Consider the following 16,029-nt stretch of genomic DNA (forward strand, 5'->3'; position numbering starts at 1 on the left):
GGGACCCCCGCCCTAGGCTCGGGCCATGACGACTGACGCCGCCGGCCACCCCGACGCCGAGCCCACCGCCCTCCTCGCGCCCGGCGCCGTGACCGGCGCTGCGTCCGCCGCGGCGTCCGGGGCCGGAGGCGGCCCGCGTGCCGAGATCGGCGTCATCGGCGGCTCCGGGCTCTACGACTTCCTCGACGAGTACGAGACCGTCGAGGTCGACACCCCGTTCGGCCGCCCGAGCGACCCCCTCGTCGTCGGCGAGGTCGGGGGCCGGTCGGTGGCCTTCGTCGCACGGCACGGCAAGGGCCACCGGTTCCCGCCGCACCGGGTCAACTACCGCGCCAACCTCTGGGCGCTGCGCGAGGTGGGCGCCCGCCAGGTGCTCGCGCCGTGCGCCGTCGGCTCCCTCCGCGCGGACCAGGGGCCGGGGACCGTGGTCGTCCCCGACCAGGTCGTCGACCGCACCTGGGGTCGCGAGCACACGGTGTACGACGTCGAGGGGCCGGTGGTGCACGTCGGTTTCGCCGACCCGTACTGCCCGAACGGGCGTCGGGTCGCCGTCGACGCCGCCGGGCGCGCCGGGTTCGACGTCGAGGCCCAGGGCACGCTCGTCGTCGTCAACGGACCCCGGTTCTCCAGTCGGGCCGAGTCGGTGTGGCACCAGCAGGCCGGCTGGTCGATCGTCGGGATGACGACGATGCCCGAGGCCGCGCTGGCCCGCGAGCTCGCGCTCTGCTTCACGACGATCGCGCTCGTCACCGACGCCGACGCGGGGGTCGAGGGCGGCCCGGCCGTCACCCACGAGGAGGTGCTGCGCGTGTTCGGCACCAACGTCGAGCGGCTCAAGGCCGTGCTCCGGGACGCGATCGGCGGCCTCCCGGCGCACGAGCCGGACGACGTCGCGACGTGCGCCTGCCGCCGCGCCCTCGACGGGCTCGAGCTGCCCTTCCCCCTCCCGTGATGGCCGGGGTGACGACACGGCTCCTCGGGCGCCGGGCGGGCGGTGGCGGACGCGGCGGCCCGGTGGTGCGCGCCGGCCGTGGTGGGCTCGCTGACCGTGCTGGTCGCGGTGTCCGGGGCGACCGCGCCGACCGGGCCGGCCGTCCCGCCCGGGGCGGCACCGCCAACGGACCGCGCCGCCGGGTCGCGCGGCGGCTGCGGTGGCGGCGCGGGCTCGCAGCGCTGCTCGCCGGGGTCGCGGTGTGGGCCGGCGTCGGCGCCCTGTCACCGCGAGCATCGGGGACCGTCGGCCTGCCGACCGTCGTCGCGGTCCGCGACGTCGCCGCGGGTGCGGTGCTCGGCGTCGACGACCTGACCGTCGTGTCGCGTCCACCTGCCGAGCGCCCCGACGGCGCGGCCTCCGACGTCGACGCCGTCCTCGGCGCGACGGCGGCGGGTCCACTCCTCGCCCGCGAGGTCGTCGTCCCGAGCCGGCTCCTCGGCGGCTCGGTCCTGGCGGGCCAGCCGACCGACCACGTCGCGCTCACCGTCCCCGTCCTCGACGCGTCGGGGGCCGGTGCCCGACCCGGTGCCCGGGTCGACCTCTACGCCACCGGTACGGGCGAGCGGGCGGCCTCCGACGTCGTCGTCCTCGCGGTGCGGGAGGCCGGCGAGGCCGGCGCGCTCGGCGCAGCCCACCCGCCGCAGGTCACCCTGTCGCTCGGGCCCGACGACGCCACCCGGGTGGCCCGTGGCCTCAGCGCCCTCGAGGCCGGCCAGAGCTTCGTCGTCGCCATCCGGCAGCCCGGAGCACTCCCCCACTAGGCTCGCAGCCGACGCCCGGTCCCGGCTCGGGGTCCGCTGACTCGAGGGAGGCCTTCATGCTCAAGGGATTCAAAGACTTTCTCCAGCGCGGCAACGTCGTCGACCTCGCCGTCGCCGTGGTCGTCGGTGCGGCCTTCACCGCCGTCATCGACGCGGTCGTCAAGGGGCTCATCACGCCGATCGTCGCCGCGGTCTTCGGCAAGACGGACCTGAGCAAGGTCGGCAACTTCACCGTCAACAACGCCCAGTTCTCCCTCGGTCTCGTCCTCGACGCGGCCTTCCGGTTCCTCTGCGTCGCGGCCGCCGTGTACTTCCTCATCGTGCTGCCGATCAACCGGCTGGCGGCCCTGCGCAAGCGGGGCGTCGAGCCCGAGCCCGAGGCGCCGACGGAGGAGATCATCGTCCTCACCGAGATCCGGGACGCCCTGCGCACCCGCTGACCGGCCGTTCCGCCACCACGTCGGCCGGTACGTGCCACAGGGGCGGAGCTCGCTGCTCCCGCCCCTCGCACGCCCGGAACGCGCGCTCGACGCCCCCGGTGCTGCCGAGATCAGTCCTCGTCGTGGGGCCGGCCGAGTACCGGGCCCCCGTAGGTCTGCGGACGCTCGTAGCCGCCGTAGATCTCGGCGAGCGCCAGCGGCCGCGCCGCCTCGGCGTGCCGGCCGGCGCGCTGCAGCGTGCGGCCGAGCAGCAGGTGCGCGTAGGCATCGGTCGGGCACTCCTCGATGATCCGCTGCAGCGTCTCCTCGGCATGCCGGAACTGCGCCGAGTGGAAGTAGGCGCGGGCGAGCAGCAGACGCAGCTCGGTGGTCGAGTGAGGCGCCCAGTCCGCCTCACCGGTCGTGGCCGGAGCGGTGGCCTGCGCGTCGACCTCGTCGACGAGGTTGGCGAGCGCGGTGGCTGCGGCGAGGTGGTCACCCCGCTCGAAGAGCCCTTGCGCGAAGGAGAGGCGCAGCTGGAAGGGGGTGGTGTTCATGGGCTCACCAACGCCATGGACCGATGGGACATTCCCGTCCTCCCCTCTCGCGTCCTCACTCGTAGTGCGGGGGGCGCTGCTCCTGGAGCCACTGCTCGCGGCTCGCCTCGTCTGCTTGGGAGGTACCCCATCCGAGGTCGGTGTCGTCGCGGCTGCGGCCGCCGACCGGTGACGGCGCGAGGTCCTCGAGGACGTCCTCCGCCGCGGTCTCCGCCGTCCCACGACGGAAGACGCGGCGTCGCTTGCGCCGCCGTGGCTCGCCGTCGCCCGGGTCGGGGGCACCGGCTGCACCGGCACCGTCGCCTGCACCAGCACCCCCCGACGTGGTCGGCGCCTCCGGTTCGGCCGCATCCGGAGCCGACGCCGTCTGCGCCGCGGTGCCGGCTGCCTCCCGTTCGGGTCGGGTGGCCGGCTCGGCCGCCGTCCCGGAGGGGCGTGTCTCGCGGGCGATCGCGACGATCCGGGAGATCTCGCGGGCGGGGTCACGGAACACGTCCGTGCTCCAGACCCGCTCGTGGATCCAGCCGAGCCGGGCCAGCTGCTCGGGGCGCAGCCGGTCCCGGTCGCGGGTGCTGCGCAGCGCGGCGTACCGGTCACCGTCGGTCTCCACGGCGATGAGGCCACGCCCCCGGTGGTAGGGGTCCTCGACGGCGAGGTCGATGCGCTGGCGCGCCGAGCCGTAGTCCTCGTGGACGGTGAGGCCCTCGCGGCGCAGCCGCTCGGCGAGGTCGCGTCGCAGCGGGTCGCCGGTCGGTGGGTTGGCGGCGAACAGCGTGCCGTCGTCGCTGCGCCGGCCGCCGGTCTCGGCATAGGCGAGGAAGTCACGGAGCATGACGGCGCCGCGGGACTTGAGCCGCTCCGGGTCGAGGTCGGACGCGCGCAGCGCCGACACGACCGTCATCCGCTGGCGGGCCCGGGTGATGGCCACGTTGAGCCGCCGCTCCCCACCCTCCATGTTGAGCGGTCCGAAACGGTGCAGCACCCGCCCGTGCGGGGTCTTGCCGTAGCCGATGGACAGGATGATCGCGTCGCGCTCGTCACCCTGGACACGCTCGAGGTTCTTGACGAAGAAGCGCTCCGGCCGGTCGGTGTCGAAGAAGTCGGCGACGTCGGGCGCGCGGCGCAACGCGGCCGTGACGGCGTCGTCGAGGCGGTCGGCGTGCTTGATGCCGAGGGCGATGACGCCGAGCGACTCCGTGGGCCGGGTGCGCGCGTGCTCGAGGACGAGCTCGACGACGCGGGCGACCTCGGCCTCGGTCGTCTCGATGGCATCGACGCCGGGCTGGAGGGTGGCCTGCCCGTCGACCGGCTCGAAGGTCACGGCGGAGTCGATCGAGGTGCCGGGGAACGTCGTCAGCCCGCCGTCGTAGACGGCCCGGTTCGCGAAGGCGATGAGGCGCTCGTCGCGGCTGCGGTAGTGCCAGGTGAGGCTGCGCGTCGGCAGCGTCGCCGCGAGGACGTCGAGCACCGACTCGAAGCCCTCGGTCAGCGTCTCGTCGGCCTCGGCCGGTGCGGAGTCGTCGTCGGAGACGACGGTGAAGAAGTTCGTCGGGGGCAGCTGCCTCTCGTCGCCCGCGACGACGACCTGGCGCGCCCGGCTGATCGCCGAGATCGCCTGGGCCGGCTGCACCTGCGAGGCCTCGTCGAAGACGACGACGTCGAACCACTTGCCGGGCGGGAGCGTCGAGGCGACAACGAGGGGGCTCATCGCCCAGCAGGGCTTGATCGCCGTCAGCGCGGCGGAGGCCTGCGGCACGAGGTCGCGAAGTGGCTTGTGCCGCCGGGCCTTCCCGGCCTCCGCGCGGACGAGGGCCTCCTGCGCGGGGTGGTCGCCGAGGACCTCACGGACGTTGCGGGCGACGGCGTCGCGGACGCGGGCGACCGTGGCCTCCCGGTGGGCGCGGTCGGCCTCGACGTACTCGGCGACGTCGCGTCGCAGCCCCGCACCGTCGTGCGCGCCGTACGCGGGGTCGCGCACGGTGATCTCCTGCGCCACCGAGGCCCACCAGACGTGGTCGACCTCGGCGGTGACCTGCTCGGTGGCGACGCCGCGGCGGGCGAGGTCGTCGACGAGCGGGCCCAGCCCGGCCGAGCGCATCTCGTCGAGGATGCTCGTCACCTGGGGCAGCACCGCGACTCGGTCCGGGCGTGCGGCGAGGGCGGCGAGCCGGTCGCGCAGCGCGTCGAGCGGCAGGTCGGTGAGCGGCGGCTGGTCCTCGCGCTGCGGCAGCCGCGCGTCGAGCCAGTCGAGGTCGCCCTTGACCTCGGCGAGCAGCGCGAGGCCCTCGTCGAGTCGTGGGGAGATCTCGGGGCGACCGCCGCCACCGACGAGGGCGTACCAGTGCTCGCGCTGCTCGGACGCGGCCACGAGCCGGTCGTGCAGGTCGGCCGGCGGGCGGCCGGGCCGCAGCAGGCGCCGGGTCTGCCGGCGGATGCGCCAGCGGTCGAGCCAGCCCATCTCGACGTCGCGCGTCTCGCGCCAGTCGCGGGTGGCGGTGGCGGCGATGTGCTCGCGCAGCGGTGTGTCGAAGACCTCGGGCCGGAACACCTCGAGGGTCTCGCGGACCCGGGACATCGTCGCGAACGCCGAGGCCCAGACGTTGATCGACTCGGCGGCCGGCACCTGCGACTCGGCGAGGATGCCGTTGAGGCGGTTGCCGGTGTCGTCGAGGCCGGTCGTGCTGTACCGCGTCGTGATCTCGAGGGCGCGCGACGCGTCGTCCGCGCTGAGGATGCGGGCACCGAACCACGGGTCGTCGCCGTCGCGGACCCACGCGCCGAGTCCGGCGGCGTCGCGCAGCCGACGGCCGAGCTCGACGGCCCGGGCCCGGCTGGTCGCCGACAGGTCGCGGCCGGCGACCCGGACCCGGGAGGTGGGTGGCGGCCTGCGCATGCCGAGCTCGATGAGCGCCTGCTCGGCGTCGTGCGCGCTGACGCCCCACGGCTCGCGCACCTCGTGAAGGGCGCGGACGTGGCGCTGGAGGCGTGCCCGGCGGTCCCGCAGCTCGGCGCCGGTGCCGTCACTGGGGCTGTCGGTGTGCTCGAGGGCGGCGTCGAGGCTGCGGCCGAACTGCAGCGCCGTGGCGCGCTTGTTCGTCGGGCCGTCGTAGGCGTCGAGGACGAGGTCGCCCAGACCGAGACGGTCCAGGCGGGTGAGGACGGCGTCGATGGCGGCGCGCTTCTCGGCGACGAACAGCGTCGACTTGCCCTCGGCGGCCAGCGCCGCGATGAGGTTGGCGATGGTCTGCGACTTGCCGGTGCCGGGAGGCCCCTTGACGACGAGGTGCGCTCCGGCACGGACCGCGTCGATCGCGGCGTGCTGGGAGGAGTCGGCGTCGAGGACGAGGTACTCGTGCTCGGGGTCGGGGTCGGGGTCGCTGTCGGGCACGCGCAGCCGCACCGCCGCCAGGGCCGACTCGTCGCCCGCGAGCGCGGCCACGACATCGTGGTCGGCGAGCGACCCGCCCTGCAGCGCGAGGTCGGCGACCATGGGCAGCTTGGCGTAGGAGAAGGTGCCGAGCACGATCCGGGGCGCGATGTCGATGTCCGAGACGTGGGCGCACTGCTCGAGCAGCGCCGCGAACACGGGGTGGGCATCGAACCCGGAGGGGCCGGCGGCGAGGTCGGCCAGCGCGTCGCCGTCGACCTCGATCCCCTGTTCGGAGCGCAGGTACTCGCGCAGCACGGGGTTGAACTCCACCTCGGGGCCCAGGTCGATCTCGAAGTCGTCCTGCGCGGCGCCGGTGGGCCGCAGCACGCAGGCACGCAGCAGCACGGGCGCGGCCGGCGGCCGTGCGGCCCGCGGCACGGACCACGTCGCCATCCCGATGGCGACGAACCCGGCGGCGATGCCGCGCTCCTCGCGCAGCTCGAGCGCCTTGGCGCGGATGGCGCGGGCGCGACGGCGGGCCTCGTCGAGGGCCGCAGGCTCGCGGAACAGGTCGGACAGGCGCGTACGACGGCCCGCGAGCAGCATCGAGACCCCGCCGGGGTGCGCGGTGGTGAGGTCGAGCGTGCCGGAGGGGAGGTCGCGGTACCACAGCAGGGTGTTGCGGCCACCGAGGTCGACGAGGGCGCGCTGCCACGTGCGCACCGCCCCCGCGACGCGGTCGGCGCGGGGGTCGCCCGAGGTCGACTCGGCCGGGAGGGCAGGGTCGTGCCTGAGCGCTTCGGTCATTCCTGCAGGCTAACGAATCGGCAACCCACCGCCGGGGACCGACGCCTGTGCGTCGGCTGGGTGCCGCGTCCGGCGTCGGCGGCCGTCGATGCCAGCCCTCGGACGCGTCCGGAGGCGTGCGGACGCCTGCGGTGGGCTCCGGAGCGGACGCGACACGGCGGAGGGCATCGGCTCAGGCGCAGCTCAGGTGCAGTCGATGGTCGGCGCGGTGGGCAGGCGCCGGAAGGTCTCGTGGTGCCCGACGTCGTCGGAGAAGAGTGCGGTGTCGTCGCTGAGCACCACCCGGCCGGCGTGGTACGGGTTGCCCCACCCGGGCGGCGGGTTGCCTCGACCGTCGTCGAGCGGGCCGCCGTCGCGCTCGAACCAGTCGCCGTCGACGACGAGGTAACGCACACCGCAGTGCGTCTCCAGCAGGACGTCGATGGTCGCCGTAGTCGTGCCCATGGTGGTCGAGGGGTCCGGCACCGGGACACCGGACGAGCAGGCGGCCAGCGTGGGGCCGGGGAGGGCGAGCGTGAGCCAGCACGCGCCGGCGCACAGCAGCGCGCGCGTCCCTCCCATGGCTGGCCCTTCGTCGGCGAGTCGTCCGGTCAGTCGGTCTGTCGGTCCCGCCCGGCCAGTATCCCGCGGCGACGTCCGGCCGCGGCACCGACCGCGTCGACGGCTCGCTGCACTCCGCGGGTGTCAACCAGGGACGCGCCGAACCGCTGGCCCGCACCGGCGACTCCCCCGCACACGTCGGCCGGTGACGGGTGCGGGGGCGTCCGGTCGCGCACTCGACTGGGGCAGGATGCCCAGCGCGACGGCCGCACCGGCCGTTCGCGCAGGGGGAGGCGTCAGCGGAACGAGCTCGGGAAGGCTCCGATGATGCCGCCGCTCAGCATGTCGGCCATCTGGAGGATGTGCGCGTGCACCGCCTCGTAGTCGGTCACGCCGGCGCTGTAGCTGCCGGCCAGCTCGTGGGCCGCCTCGGACAGGGTCTGGTCGAGGTGGACCCGCATGTCGTCGCGCATCATGGCCTGGGGCCAGAACCGCGGGTTGGCCTGCGCCAGGAAGTCGGCGATGTCGTCCGCGTTCGCGTACCAGCGGTTCTTGGCGTCAGTGAACGCGGTGGTGTCGCCGGCCTTCGCCGCCTTCAGGACCTCGACGGCGATGGTGATGTGGTCGTGGAGCAGCGCCGTCAGCCGTTGGCCCGCCGCCTCTCCGTAGAAGGGCACGATCGCGTCGCCGATGTCGGTCTGGTTCTGTAACAGCCGATCGGCGGTCGCCGGGAAGCCGGCGGAGCCGTCCGCGAACGTCACGATCGCGAGCCGGGTCCAGGTGACGTGGTCCTCCCACAGCTTGCGCATCTGGTCGTGGAACGCCTGCTGCGCCACGGTTCTCGGCGCCACCTCGTGGGTGTGGGCGAGGGTGACCGGCTGGGCGTCGGCGCTGCCACGAGGAAGCGTCCAGGTGAGGAAGGCGCTGGCGAGGGCGACGGCAAGGAGGGAGAACAGGAAGCCGCGGCGTCTGGACGGCGCGGGCGACTCGGCCGCGAGGGCGGAGGAGGACGAGGGGCGTTCGGTGGCCATGCGTGGTCCTTCCCGATGCTGATGGTCGATGGTGAACGGGAGGGTTCGCCGCCCCGAAACGGGAGGCGTCATCCGGACGGGAACCGGCAGGCGAGGCTCTGTGAGCAGTTCGTGTCGATGCGGTGACGGATGCTTACCGCGTGGCGCCACCCGCCCGGCGAGGCCCGCCCGGCGAGGCCGGGCCGGCGCGTTCGCGGCCGGTTCAGCGAGGCGGTAACCGGGGCGTCGCTCCGCATGGGAGCAGGCTGGAGGACCAACGTGCCGATCCCTCCCTTAAGGGACCCCACCTGCGAATGTCCTGTCAGTCCAGCCGGTTCGACGGTGCGCCCGACGACGTCGGCCTAACGTGGCACGCAGCCTGCGGCTCGGGGGCCCAGCACAGGCCCGGAAGACCGGCTCCGATGCCGGCCGTTCTGCGGAAGGACCGCTCATGATCGGACACGGGCTCACCAGGCGTCATGCCACGGCGACCCTCGTCGCGCTGGGTCTCGCCGGCGCCTCAACCATGCTCGGCGCGACCTCGGCGCGCGCGGCCAGCGACTACAACGGGGCCGTCTACCAGGTGGAGATCTCGCTCAACTGCACGAAACCGGGCGCACCGTGCCAGAACATCTTCGGCCTGGGCGGCATCTGGGGATGGATCGCGCTCATGCCCGGCGACGCCACGAACACGTGGGGCATCGGCAACGCGCAGATCGCGGAATGCGGCCACGCGGGCGCCGGTGGTGGCGGAGCGGGCGCCGGGCACGAGGACTACGACCCGGCCTGGCGGGTCATCGTGTCGTCGACGCCGCCGTCGCCGACGACACCCAAGGACCCGAACAACAGGTACATCGTCATCGACGGGTCCCCGGACGGTCAGGTGTCCCCCTTCATCGTCCCGGCGACGTACGGCCACTACTCGGTGAGCTTCATGGGTGCCTTCGGGCAGGAACAGATCGCTCCGTGACAGACGTCCCTGACCTCGGCGGTGACCGGCGGCAGGGATAGGGGGAGGGGCGGGACCGCAGGCCACCGCGACGTGGCGTGCGGTCCCTGCCGTCCGAGTTCGGCGAGCTCCGGGACTGCCGCGGCGTGCGAGGAGAACAAGCACCCGAACTCGTGCTGGCCACGTCGTGCAGTGCTTCGATGGGTCATGGCTAACGCCCGACGGCGCGTTGGTCGTGGCGGGGCGGTCACCCATGGCCGAGCTGGAGGGGGTGCTTCTGCCGCTGGGTCTGCTGCTTGCCCTGGCCGCCGGGGTCTTCGTCTACACGGCGGCCATCGTTCTGCGACGTGCACCGGACGAGCGTCGCGGTCCCTCGCTCGTGCTCAGCACCGTCGAGCTCCTCGTCGGGGCTGCCCTGGCGGCGGGGGTCATGAACGGGCGGGCGGGCAGTCCTGCCGACTACCCGGGCCCGCCTCCGAACGCCCACGGGCCCGTCGTCGAGTGGAGTGATCCGATCCTTGTGCCGTCGGTCCTGCTCGTGTTTCTCGGCCTCGCCGGTCTGGGTCTCGAGGTCGCGTCCCGGCGCGCGGCCAGACCATGAAAGGCGTGCTGGGTCCACCGGCGTGCCCGGCGCCCTCGTGTGCGGGGCCGCGGCGGCGGTCCAGTAGCCTGTCCCCGTTGGTCGGCCCGACGGGCCTCGTTACAGCGAGGGTTACAGCGACCCTTTCAGCGAGGTTTCCAGCGAGGGTCTCAGCCATCCCCCGCCCTCGTAGCTCAGGGGATAGAGCACCGCTCTCCTAAAGCGGGTGTCGCAGGTTCGAATCCTGCCGGGGGCACCACACGTTTCCGCAGGTCAGGGCGTGTCTGCGGCACCTCCATCCGCGGACGTTGGGAACACCGATCCGGGCTGGGTGCCCGTGGGGTGCCCGAAGCCTTGGCGGGGTAAACCTAGGCGTGCGACAACGCGCCGACGAAAGACGTGACCCTCTGCAGCGACGGCAACAGGGCGGCCTGGTAGGCGTGATACACGTCCGGACGGCCGGACCAGACCGTCCTGGCAGGACGATTCTCCGGGTCGAGCTCGTGTTGCCATGACCCGCTGTTGGGGTCGATGAAGAGCCCCTTCGCGTGGTCCCACCACGTGTAGTACAGGGCGAGATGCTCGGAGGTCCCGAGCGCCTCGTACAGCGCCCACGCCGCCGCGATCGCCTCGGTGACAACCCAGTGCAGCCGGTCGCGGACGACCGGTACCCCCGCGTAGTCCGTCGTGTAGACGAAGCCGTCCCGGCCATCCACTTTCCACCCCTCGAGCACCGCGCGGTCGAAGAGCGCCACGGCATCGCTGAGCATCCACGCGGGCGCGCCACCGCCGAGGGCGGTTCGAACCTGCAGAGTCAGCCTCGACCATTCGAAGAGGTGCCCGATGGTCACGCCGTAGGGGCGGAACGGGTGGGCCGGTGAGTCGATGTTGTAGTCCCACACCGGGCTCCAGGTCTCGGTGAAGTGTTCAGGCAGGCGGAAAGCGGACTTGGCGGCGAACCCATGCACAACTGCCTCGACGATCGCGGCAGCGTAGGCGACCCACGTGGAATCCCCGGTGATGTCCGCGGCAGCCAGGAGCGCCTCAACCGTGTGCATGTTGGCGTTGACGCCCCGGTAGGGTTCCAGCTCGCTCCAGTCGCGGTTCCAGACGTCGACCGCTAGACCGTCCCTGGGGCGCCAGAACCGCTGGTCGAAAACCTGAAGCGCCTCCTCGAGCAACGCTCGGCCTCGAGGATGTCCGCTCGCTGTCGCGCCGGCGGCGGCCAGGATCACGAAGGCGTGCTCATAGGCTCGCTTGTCCGTGTTCGCAGCGCCGGCCCCGTCGACTGCCGCGAACCACCCCCCGCACTCGTGGTCCTTCAGCGTCGACTCGAAGGCTTTGACGCCATGGTCCACCGCGGTCGCGGCCCGCGAATCTCCCTCGAGTGCCCCCAACGCTGCGACGTGGGTCATCCGGGCAGTGATCCACAGCTCGACTCCCTTGTCCGCGAACAGGCCGCCGGCCCCGTCGAGCCAGCCGAAGCCGCCGGCCGGATGCATGGCTGACAGGGCGAGCTCCAACAGCTGGTGGCGGTGCTCCGTGAGCCAGAGCAGGTGCTCGACGGTGGGCTCGGTCTGGGCGACGGTCATCGTCAGGCCCCTTTTCGTGAGATGCCGGTGGTGTCGGCGCTGGCTCGGCCCGCAAGGCGCATCCCGGCCTGTCGAAGCCACCGAGCGGGGTCGGCCATGGCGTCCTGGGCCGACCCGGCGAGCTCTTCCAGGACGATGAGCTCGGCGACACGCGATGTGGCCTCGGGTGCGGCTTGACCGACGACGGCCCAGAGCAGCGTCGCCGTCCCGGCGGCAAGTGACACGCGGCCGACCACCTTGCCGTTGAAGCTTTGGGCGTCCAGGCGCCCTTCTCCGGTGATCACCAGGTCGGCGCGCGCCGCCTGCTCGTCCAGAGAGGTGAGCCGCGCGATGGCCTCCGAGCCCTTGACCAGGCGACCGCCCCAAAGCGTGGCCAAGCCGAACGCCGTACCGCCGGCCGCGCCGCTGCCTGGCGCGTCGCCGTGGTTGCCGACCACAGCACTCAGCGTCCGCAGTCCGCGCTCGAGCAGCTGGACCTCCTCCGGGCCTGCGCCCTTCTGCGGGCCGAAGGATGCGGCCGCGCCGGCCGGTCCAAGAAGTGGCGCGTCGACGTCCACGAGGACCTCGACCCCGCCAGGCGGCGGGGGAACCAACCGCGAGAGGTCCATGCCGGTCAGGTCGACCAGGTGTGACCCCCCGAGCGGCAGGCGAAGGTGACCAGGTCCCAGAAAGCGAGAACCGAGAGCAGTGAGGGCACCGGCGCCGCCGTCGGTGCTCGCCGATCCGCCCAGTGCCGCGACGACCCGCTTCACCTGCGGGCACGTGGCCGCCGCGAGCAGCTGTTGCCCGAACGCGAACGTGTGAGCTCCGAGCGGGTCGGGTTGAGGCAGCAGCGGAAGTCCGGATGTCACGGCGAGCTCCACGACCGCCGTCCCGTCCGGCAGAAGCAGCCAGGGCGCCATCGCGGGGCCTGCCGGGCCGAGCACCCGCGTCATGAGGCGTCGCGCGCCAGGCGTGCTCGCCTCGATGACATCCAGAGTTCCCTCGCCGCCATCGGCCATCGGAAGGCAGCAGAGCTCGTCCGACGGACGGATCGCGGCCCAGCCTCCAGCGATGGCCTCGGCCGCGTCCCTGGCGCTGATGCTCCCCTTGTACGAGTCAGGAGCGATGACGACACGCATCGTCAGGCCACCACCACGTCGAGGTACCTGCGCTTCATCGTCTCCAGGACTGCATCGGGGTCGGTCGCCCAGACCTCGGCGTTGAAGATCTCGACCTCGATGTCGCCGGTGTATCCGGCAGCCGTCACCAGCTCGTAGTGGTGGCGGAAGTCGATGTGCCCGTCTCCCATCATCCCACGCGACAGCAGCGAGTCGGCAGGCAGCGGGGTGATCCAGTCGCACACCTGGAAGCTGGCGATGCGGTTCGCGCGACCGGCTCGGGCGACCTGCTGCTCGAGCTGGGGGTCCCACCAGACGTGGAAGGAGTCGACGACGACGCCGACGTTCTCGGCCGGGTAGGGCTCGGCGATGTCGAGCGCCTCGCCGAGGGTGGCCAGCACCCCACGGTCGGCGGTGAAGATCGGGTGCATCGGCTCGAGCGCGAGGCGCACACCATGCTTGGCCGCGACCGGCACGAGCCGCTCGATGCCCTGGCTGACGCGAGCTCGCGCGGCTGGCAGGTCACGGGAGCCGTCCGGCAGGCCACCGACGACCATGACGAGGCAGTCAGCCTCCAGCGACGCCGCCTCCTCGATCGCGCGGACGTTGTCCGCCACGGCTGCCTCGAACGCGTCGTCATCGACCGCGGTGAGGAAGCCCCCGCGGCACAGCGAGGACACGCGCAGCCCGGCGGCTTCGATGAGCGCCTTGGCCCGGTCCAGGCCGATGTCGGCCACCGGCTCACGCCACACCCCGATGGCCTGCAGCCCTGCCCGGACACACCCGTCCACTGCCTCGGGCAGCGACCAGGAGTTCGTCGTCTTCTGGTTGAGCGAGAGCCGCTCCAGCCCGGCACTCACCGGCACAGTCCTGCCACGGCGAGCAGTGTCCGCATGCGCTCCGCCGCCAGGTCGGGGTCCGGCAGCAGGCCGGCGGCGTCGGCGAGCCGGACCGTGTCGGCCAGGTGCACGATGCTGCGTGCGCTCTGCAGGCCGCCGACCATGGTGAATCCCGGCTGGTGCCCGCTGAGCCAGGCAAGGAAGGCGATGCCGGTCTTGTAGTAGTACGTCGGGGCTGCGAACACGTGCCGCGCCAACGGCAGGGTCGGTGCGAAGGCAGCGTCATAGGCGGCCAGGTCACCGGCGTCGAGCGCGGCCAGCGCGGCTCCAGCGGCCGGCGCGATGGCGGCGAAGATGCCCAGCAGCGCGTCCGAGTGGTGGGTGCCGTCCCCCTTGATCAGCTCGGGGTAGTTGAAGTCGTCTCCGGTGTAGAGCCGCACACCCGCCGGCAGCGCGGCGCGCAGCCCCTTCTCGTGCTCGGCGCTCAGCAGCGACACCTTGACACCGTCGATCCGGTCGGCGTGATCGGCGATGACGGACAGGAAGTTCTTCGTGGCGACCTCGACGTCGTCGCTGCCCCAGTACCCGGCCAGGGCCGGGTCGAACGCGGGCCCGAGCCAGTGCAGGATGACGGGCCGCTCGGACTGGGTCAGCAACCGGTCGTAGATCCGGGCGTAGTCCTCGAACCCATTGGCCAGCCGCGCCAGCTGCCGGCTGGCCATGATGATCGCCTGCGAACCGGTCGACTCGACGAACGCGAGCTGCTCCTCATAGCCGGCCAGGACCTGCTCGAGGCTGGAGACGTCAGAGGCCAGGTGGTCGGTCCCGGCGCCGGACGCGATGCGCGCACCCTCGGCCTCGGCCTGGGCCGCCGAAAGGCGGATCAGCTCGCGGGTGGTGCGCCAGTCCAAACCCATGCCGCGCTGAGCGGTGTCCATCGCCTCTGCGACCCCGAGGCCATGGGCGAACAAGTACCGGCGGAAGCCGAGGGTCGATTCCCAGTCGAGAACCGCCGGCGCTCCGGGAACGTTCTCGCCGAGCGGACTGGCGACAACATGGGCCGCGCCGAACGCGATGCGGGTGCGGGGCGGCGCGTCCGGGGACGTCCACGCGGTGGGCTCGCGCAGCTGCAGCCGCTGCCAGCTGCCGTCGCTTCGAGGCAGGTCCAGGACGGTCATGCCGACAGCTCGCCGAGCTCGATCCGCCGACCCTGCGCCGAGGACTCCAGCCCGGCCTCGGCCAGTCGGACACCGCGCGCGCCTGCGAGGAAGTCGTAGGGGTGCTCGCCCTCACCGAGGACGTACCGCAGGAACTGCTCCCATTGGGCCTTGAACCCGTTGTCGAAGACCTCGTTGTCCGGCACCGGGTGCCACTGCTGCCGGAACGGGGTCGACTCGACCAGGTCGGGGTTCCAGACCGGCTTCGGCGTCTCGGCTCGGTGCTGGGCGACGCAGTTGTGCAGTCCCGCGACCGCGCTGCCTTCGGTGCCGTCGACGTGGAACTCGACGAGCTCGTCGCGATGCACCCGCGTGGCCCACGAGGAGTTGATCTGGGCGATGACACCGCCCTCGAGCTCGAAGATGCCGTACGCGGCGTCGTCGGCGGTCGCGGTGTACGGCTGGTTCCGCTCGTCCCACCTCTGCGGGATGTGCGTGACGGACTTGGCCGTGACCGCCTCGACCCGGCCGAAGAGGTTCTCCAGCACGTAGTTCCAGTGACAGAACATGTCCGTGGTCATGCCGCCGCCGTCCTCGGAGCGGTAGTTCCAGCTTGGACGCTGCGCGTGCTGCCAGTCCCCCTCGAACACCCAGTAGCCGAACTCCCCACGGACCGACAGGATGCGGCCGAAGAAGCCGCCGTCGATGAGCCGCTTGAGCTTGAGCAGCCCCGGCAGGTAGAGCTTGTCGTGCACGACGCCGTTCTTGACACCGGCCTCCGCGGCAGCGCGCGCCAACCGCAGAGAGCCCTGGAGCGACTCCGAGATCGGCTTCTCCGTGTAGATGTGCTTGCCTGCGGTGATCGCCTTGAGGATCGCTTCCTCACGCACGGACGTCAGCTGGGCGTCGAAGTAGATCTCGTCCTCGGGGTTGGCCAGCGCGGCGTCGAGGTCGGTGGTGTACCGGTCCACGCCGTGTCGCTCGGCGATCTCCTTGACCTTCTCCGGGTTGCGCCCGACCAGGATCGGCTCGACCTGCACCCGTGAGCCGTCGGCCAGCTCGACGCCACCCTGGTCACGGATGGCCAGGATCGAGCGCACGAGGTGCTGCCGGTAGCCCATGCGGCCGGTGACGCCGTTCATGATGATGCCGATGGAGTTGGATGTCATGTCCCGTCCTCAACACGTAGCGGAAAGCGCTTGCCATCAACGGTATCACCTCTCAACATGAAGCGGTAAGCGTTTCCCGCACGCGTGCGACCAGCCGTCGCTCACGATGGAGTCCGGGCGAGCGGTGGTGCGGAAAGCGGTTGCCTGCCATACTCACGCCAGAGTGGTTCGTGGTCCCCGAAGGA

The 16,029-nt window shown here is 72.5% G+C and carries 14 protein-coding genes and 1 tRNA gene; 6 read left to right on the forward strand and 9 right to left on the reverse strand.

Translation table 11 applies throughout. The features are described 5' to 3' along the window. The first annotated feature begins 25 nt into the window (after positions 1-25). From AC1VM9_RS01415 to mscL, 3 genes are read left to right on the forward strand one after another with little or no spacing between them, the layout of a single operon-like run. Positions 26-952 carry an S-methyl-5'-thioadenosine phosphorylase gene (locus AC1VM9_RS01415; RefSeq protein WP_483120741.1) on the forward strand — a complete coding sequence of 309 codons (927 nt, stop codon included), beginning with the start codon at positions 26-28 and terminating at the stop codon, positions 950-952. Positions 953-960: 8 nt separating this feature from the next. After that, entirely contained in the window at positions 961-1,755 is a 795-nt protein-coding gene (locus AC1VM9_RS01420; RefSeq protein ID WP_483120743.1) for an SAF domain-containing protein, read from the forward strand. Positions 1,756-1,811: 56 nt separating this feature from the next. Next, positions 1,812-2,195, forward strand: coding sequence for a large conductance mechanosensitive channel protein MscL (gene mscL / locus AC1VM9_RS01425; RefSeq protein WP_483120745.1), 384 nt, complete (start codon positions 1,812-1,814; stop codon positions 2,193-2,195). Between the two features lie 110 nt (positions 2,196-2,305). Here mscL and AC1VM9_RS01430 read toward each other — a convergent pair whose 3' ends face one another. The 4 genes from AC1VM9_RS01430 to AC1VM9_RS01445 form a co-directional block, all read right to left on the reverse strand. After that, the gene (locus tag AC1VM9_RS01430) at positions 2,306-2,731 is read right to left on the reverse strand and encodes a tetratricopeptide repeat protein (protein WP_481343877.1); all 426 of its coding nucleotides are present in this window, start codon (positions 2,729-2,731) and stop codon (positions 2,306-2,308) included. Positions 2,732-2,786: 55 nt separating this feature from the next. After that, positions 2,787-6,908 (reverse strand): AAA domain-containing protein, encoded by a 4,122-nt coding sequence (locus AC1VM9_RS01435; RefSeq protein WP_483120746.1) that lies wholly within the window; start codon positions 6,906-6,908, stop codon positions 2,787-2,789. A gap of 183 nt (positions 6,909-7,091) precedes the next feature. Further along, positions 7,092-7,469 (reverse strand): hypothetical protein, encoded by a 378-nt coding sequence (locus AC1VM9_RS01440; protein WP_481342479.1) that lies wholly within the window; start codon positions 7,467-7,469, stop codon positions 7,092-7,094. A gap of 275 nt (positions 7,470-7,744) precedes the next feature. After that, positions 7,745-8,479: a hypothetical protein gene (locus tag AC1VM9_RS01445; RefSeq protein WP_483120748.1), complete on the reverse strand. Its 735-nt coding sequence runs from the start codon at positions 8,477-8,479 to the stop codon at positions 7,745-7,747. A gap of 430 nt (positions 8,480-8,909) precedes the next feature. On the opposite strand from AC1VM9_RS01445, the gene AC1VM9_RS01450 reads away from it, so the two are divergent. The 3 genes from AC1VM9_RS01450 (at position 8,910) to AC1VM9_RS01460 (ending at position 10,246) form a co-directional block, all read left to right on the forward strand. Then, entirely contained in the window at positions 8,910-9,428 is a 519-nt protein-coding gene (locus AC1VM9_RS01450) for a hypothetical protein (protein WP_481342481.1), read from the forward strand. A 232-nt stretch (positions 9,429-9,660) separates the two neighbouring features. After that, positions 9,661-10,008, forward strand: coding sequence for a hypothetical protein (locus AC1VM9_RS01455; RefSeq protein ID WP_483120750.1), 348 nt, complete (start codon positions 9,661-9,663; stop codon positions 10,006-10,008). A 162-nt stretch (positions 10,009-10,170) separates the two neighbouring features. Next, positions 10,171-10,246 (forward strand) — tRNA-Arg (locus AC1VM9_RS01460). Positions 10,247-10,355: 109 nt separating this feature from the next. Here AC1VM9_RS01460 and AC1VM9_RS01465 read toward each other — a convergent pair. From AC1VM9_RS01465 to AC1VM9_RS01485, 5 genes are read right to left on the reverse strand one after another with little or no spacing between them, the layout of a single operon-like run. After that, a complete protein-coding gene (locus tag AC1VM9_RS01465; protein WP_483120751.1) occupies positions 10,356-11,579 on the reverse strand; it encodes an AGE family epimerase/isomerase in 1,224 nt (407 codons plus the stop codon). Positions 11,580-11,581: 2 nt separating this feature from the next. Continuing rightward, positions 11,582-12,700: a glycerate kinase gene (locus AC1VM9_RS01470; protein WP_483120753.1), complete on the reverse strand. Its 1,119-nt coding sequence runs from the start codon at positions 12,698-12,700 to the stop codon at positions 11,582-11,584. A gap of 2 nt (positions 12,701-12,702) precedes the next feature. Beyond that, positions 12,703-13,539: a sugar phosphate isomerase/epimerase family protein gene (locus AC1VM9_RS01475; RefSeq protein ID WP_483120755.1), complete on the reverse strand. Its 837-nt coding sequence runs from the start codon at positions 13,537-13,539 to the stop codon at positions 12,703-12,705. Further along, positions 13,536-14,696: a dihydrodipicolinate synthase family protein gene (locus AC1VM9_RS01480; protein ID WP_483120757.1), complete on the reverse strand. Its 1,161-nt coding sequence runs from the start codon at positions 14,694-14,696 to the stop codon at positions 13,536-13,538. Before AC1VM9_RS01480 ends, AC1VM9_RS01475 begins: the two co-directional genes overlap by 4 nt. Next, positions 14,693-15,844, reverse strand: coding sequence for a Gfo/Idh/MocA family protein (locus tag AC1VM9_RS01485; protein WP_481342487.1), 1,152 nt, complete (start codon positions 15,842-15,844; stop codon positions 14,693-14,695). The genes AC1VM9_RS01480 and AC1VM9_RS01485 overlap by 4 nt, the downstream gene beginning before the upstream one ends. Positions 15,845-16,029 lie beyond the last annotated feature (185 nt).

This window comes from Monashia sp. HAY1-11D (genome assembly GCF_056868035.1).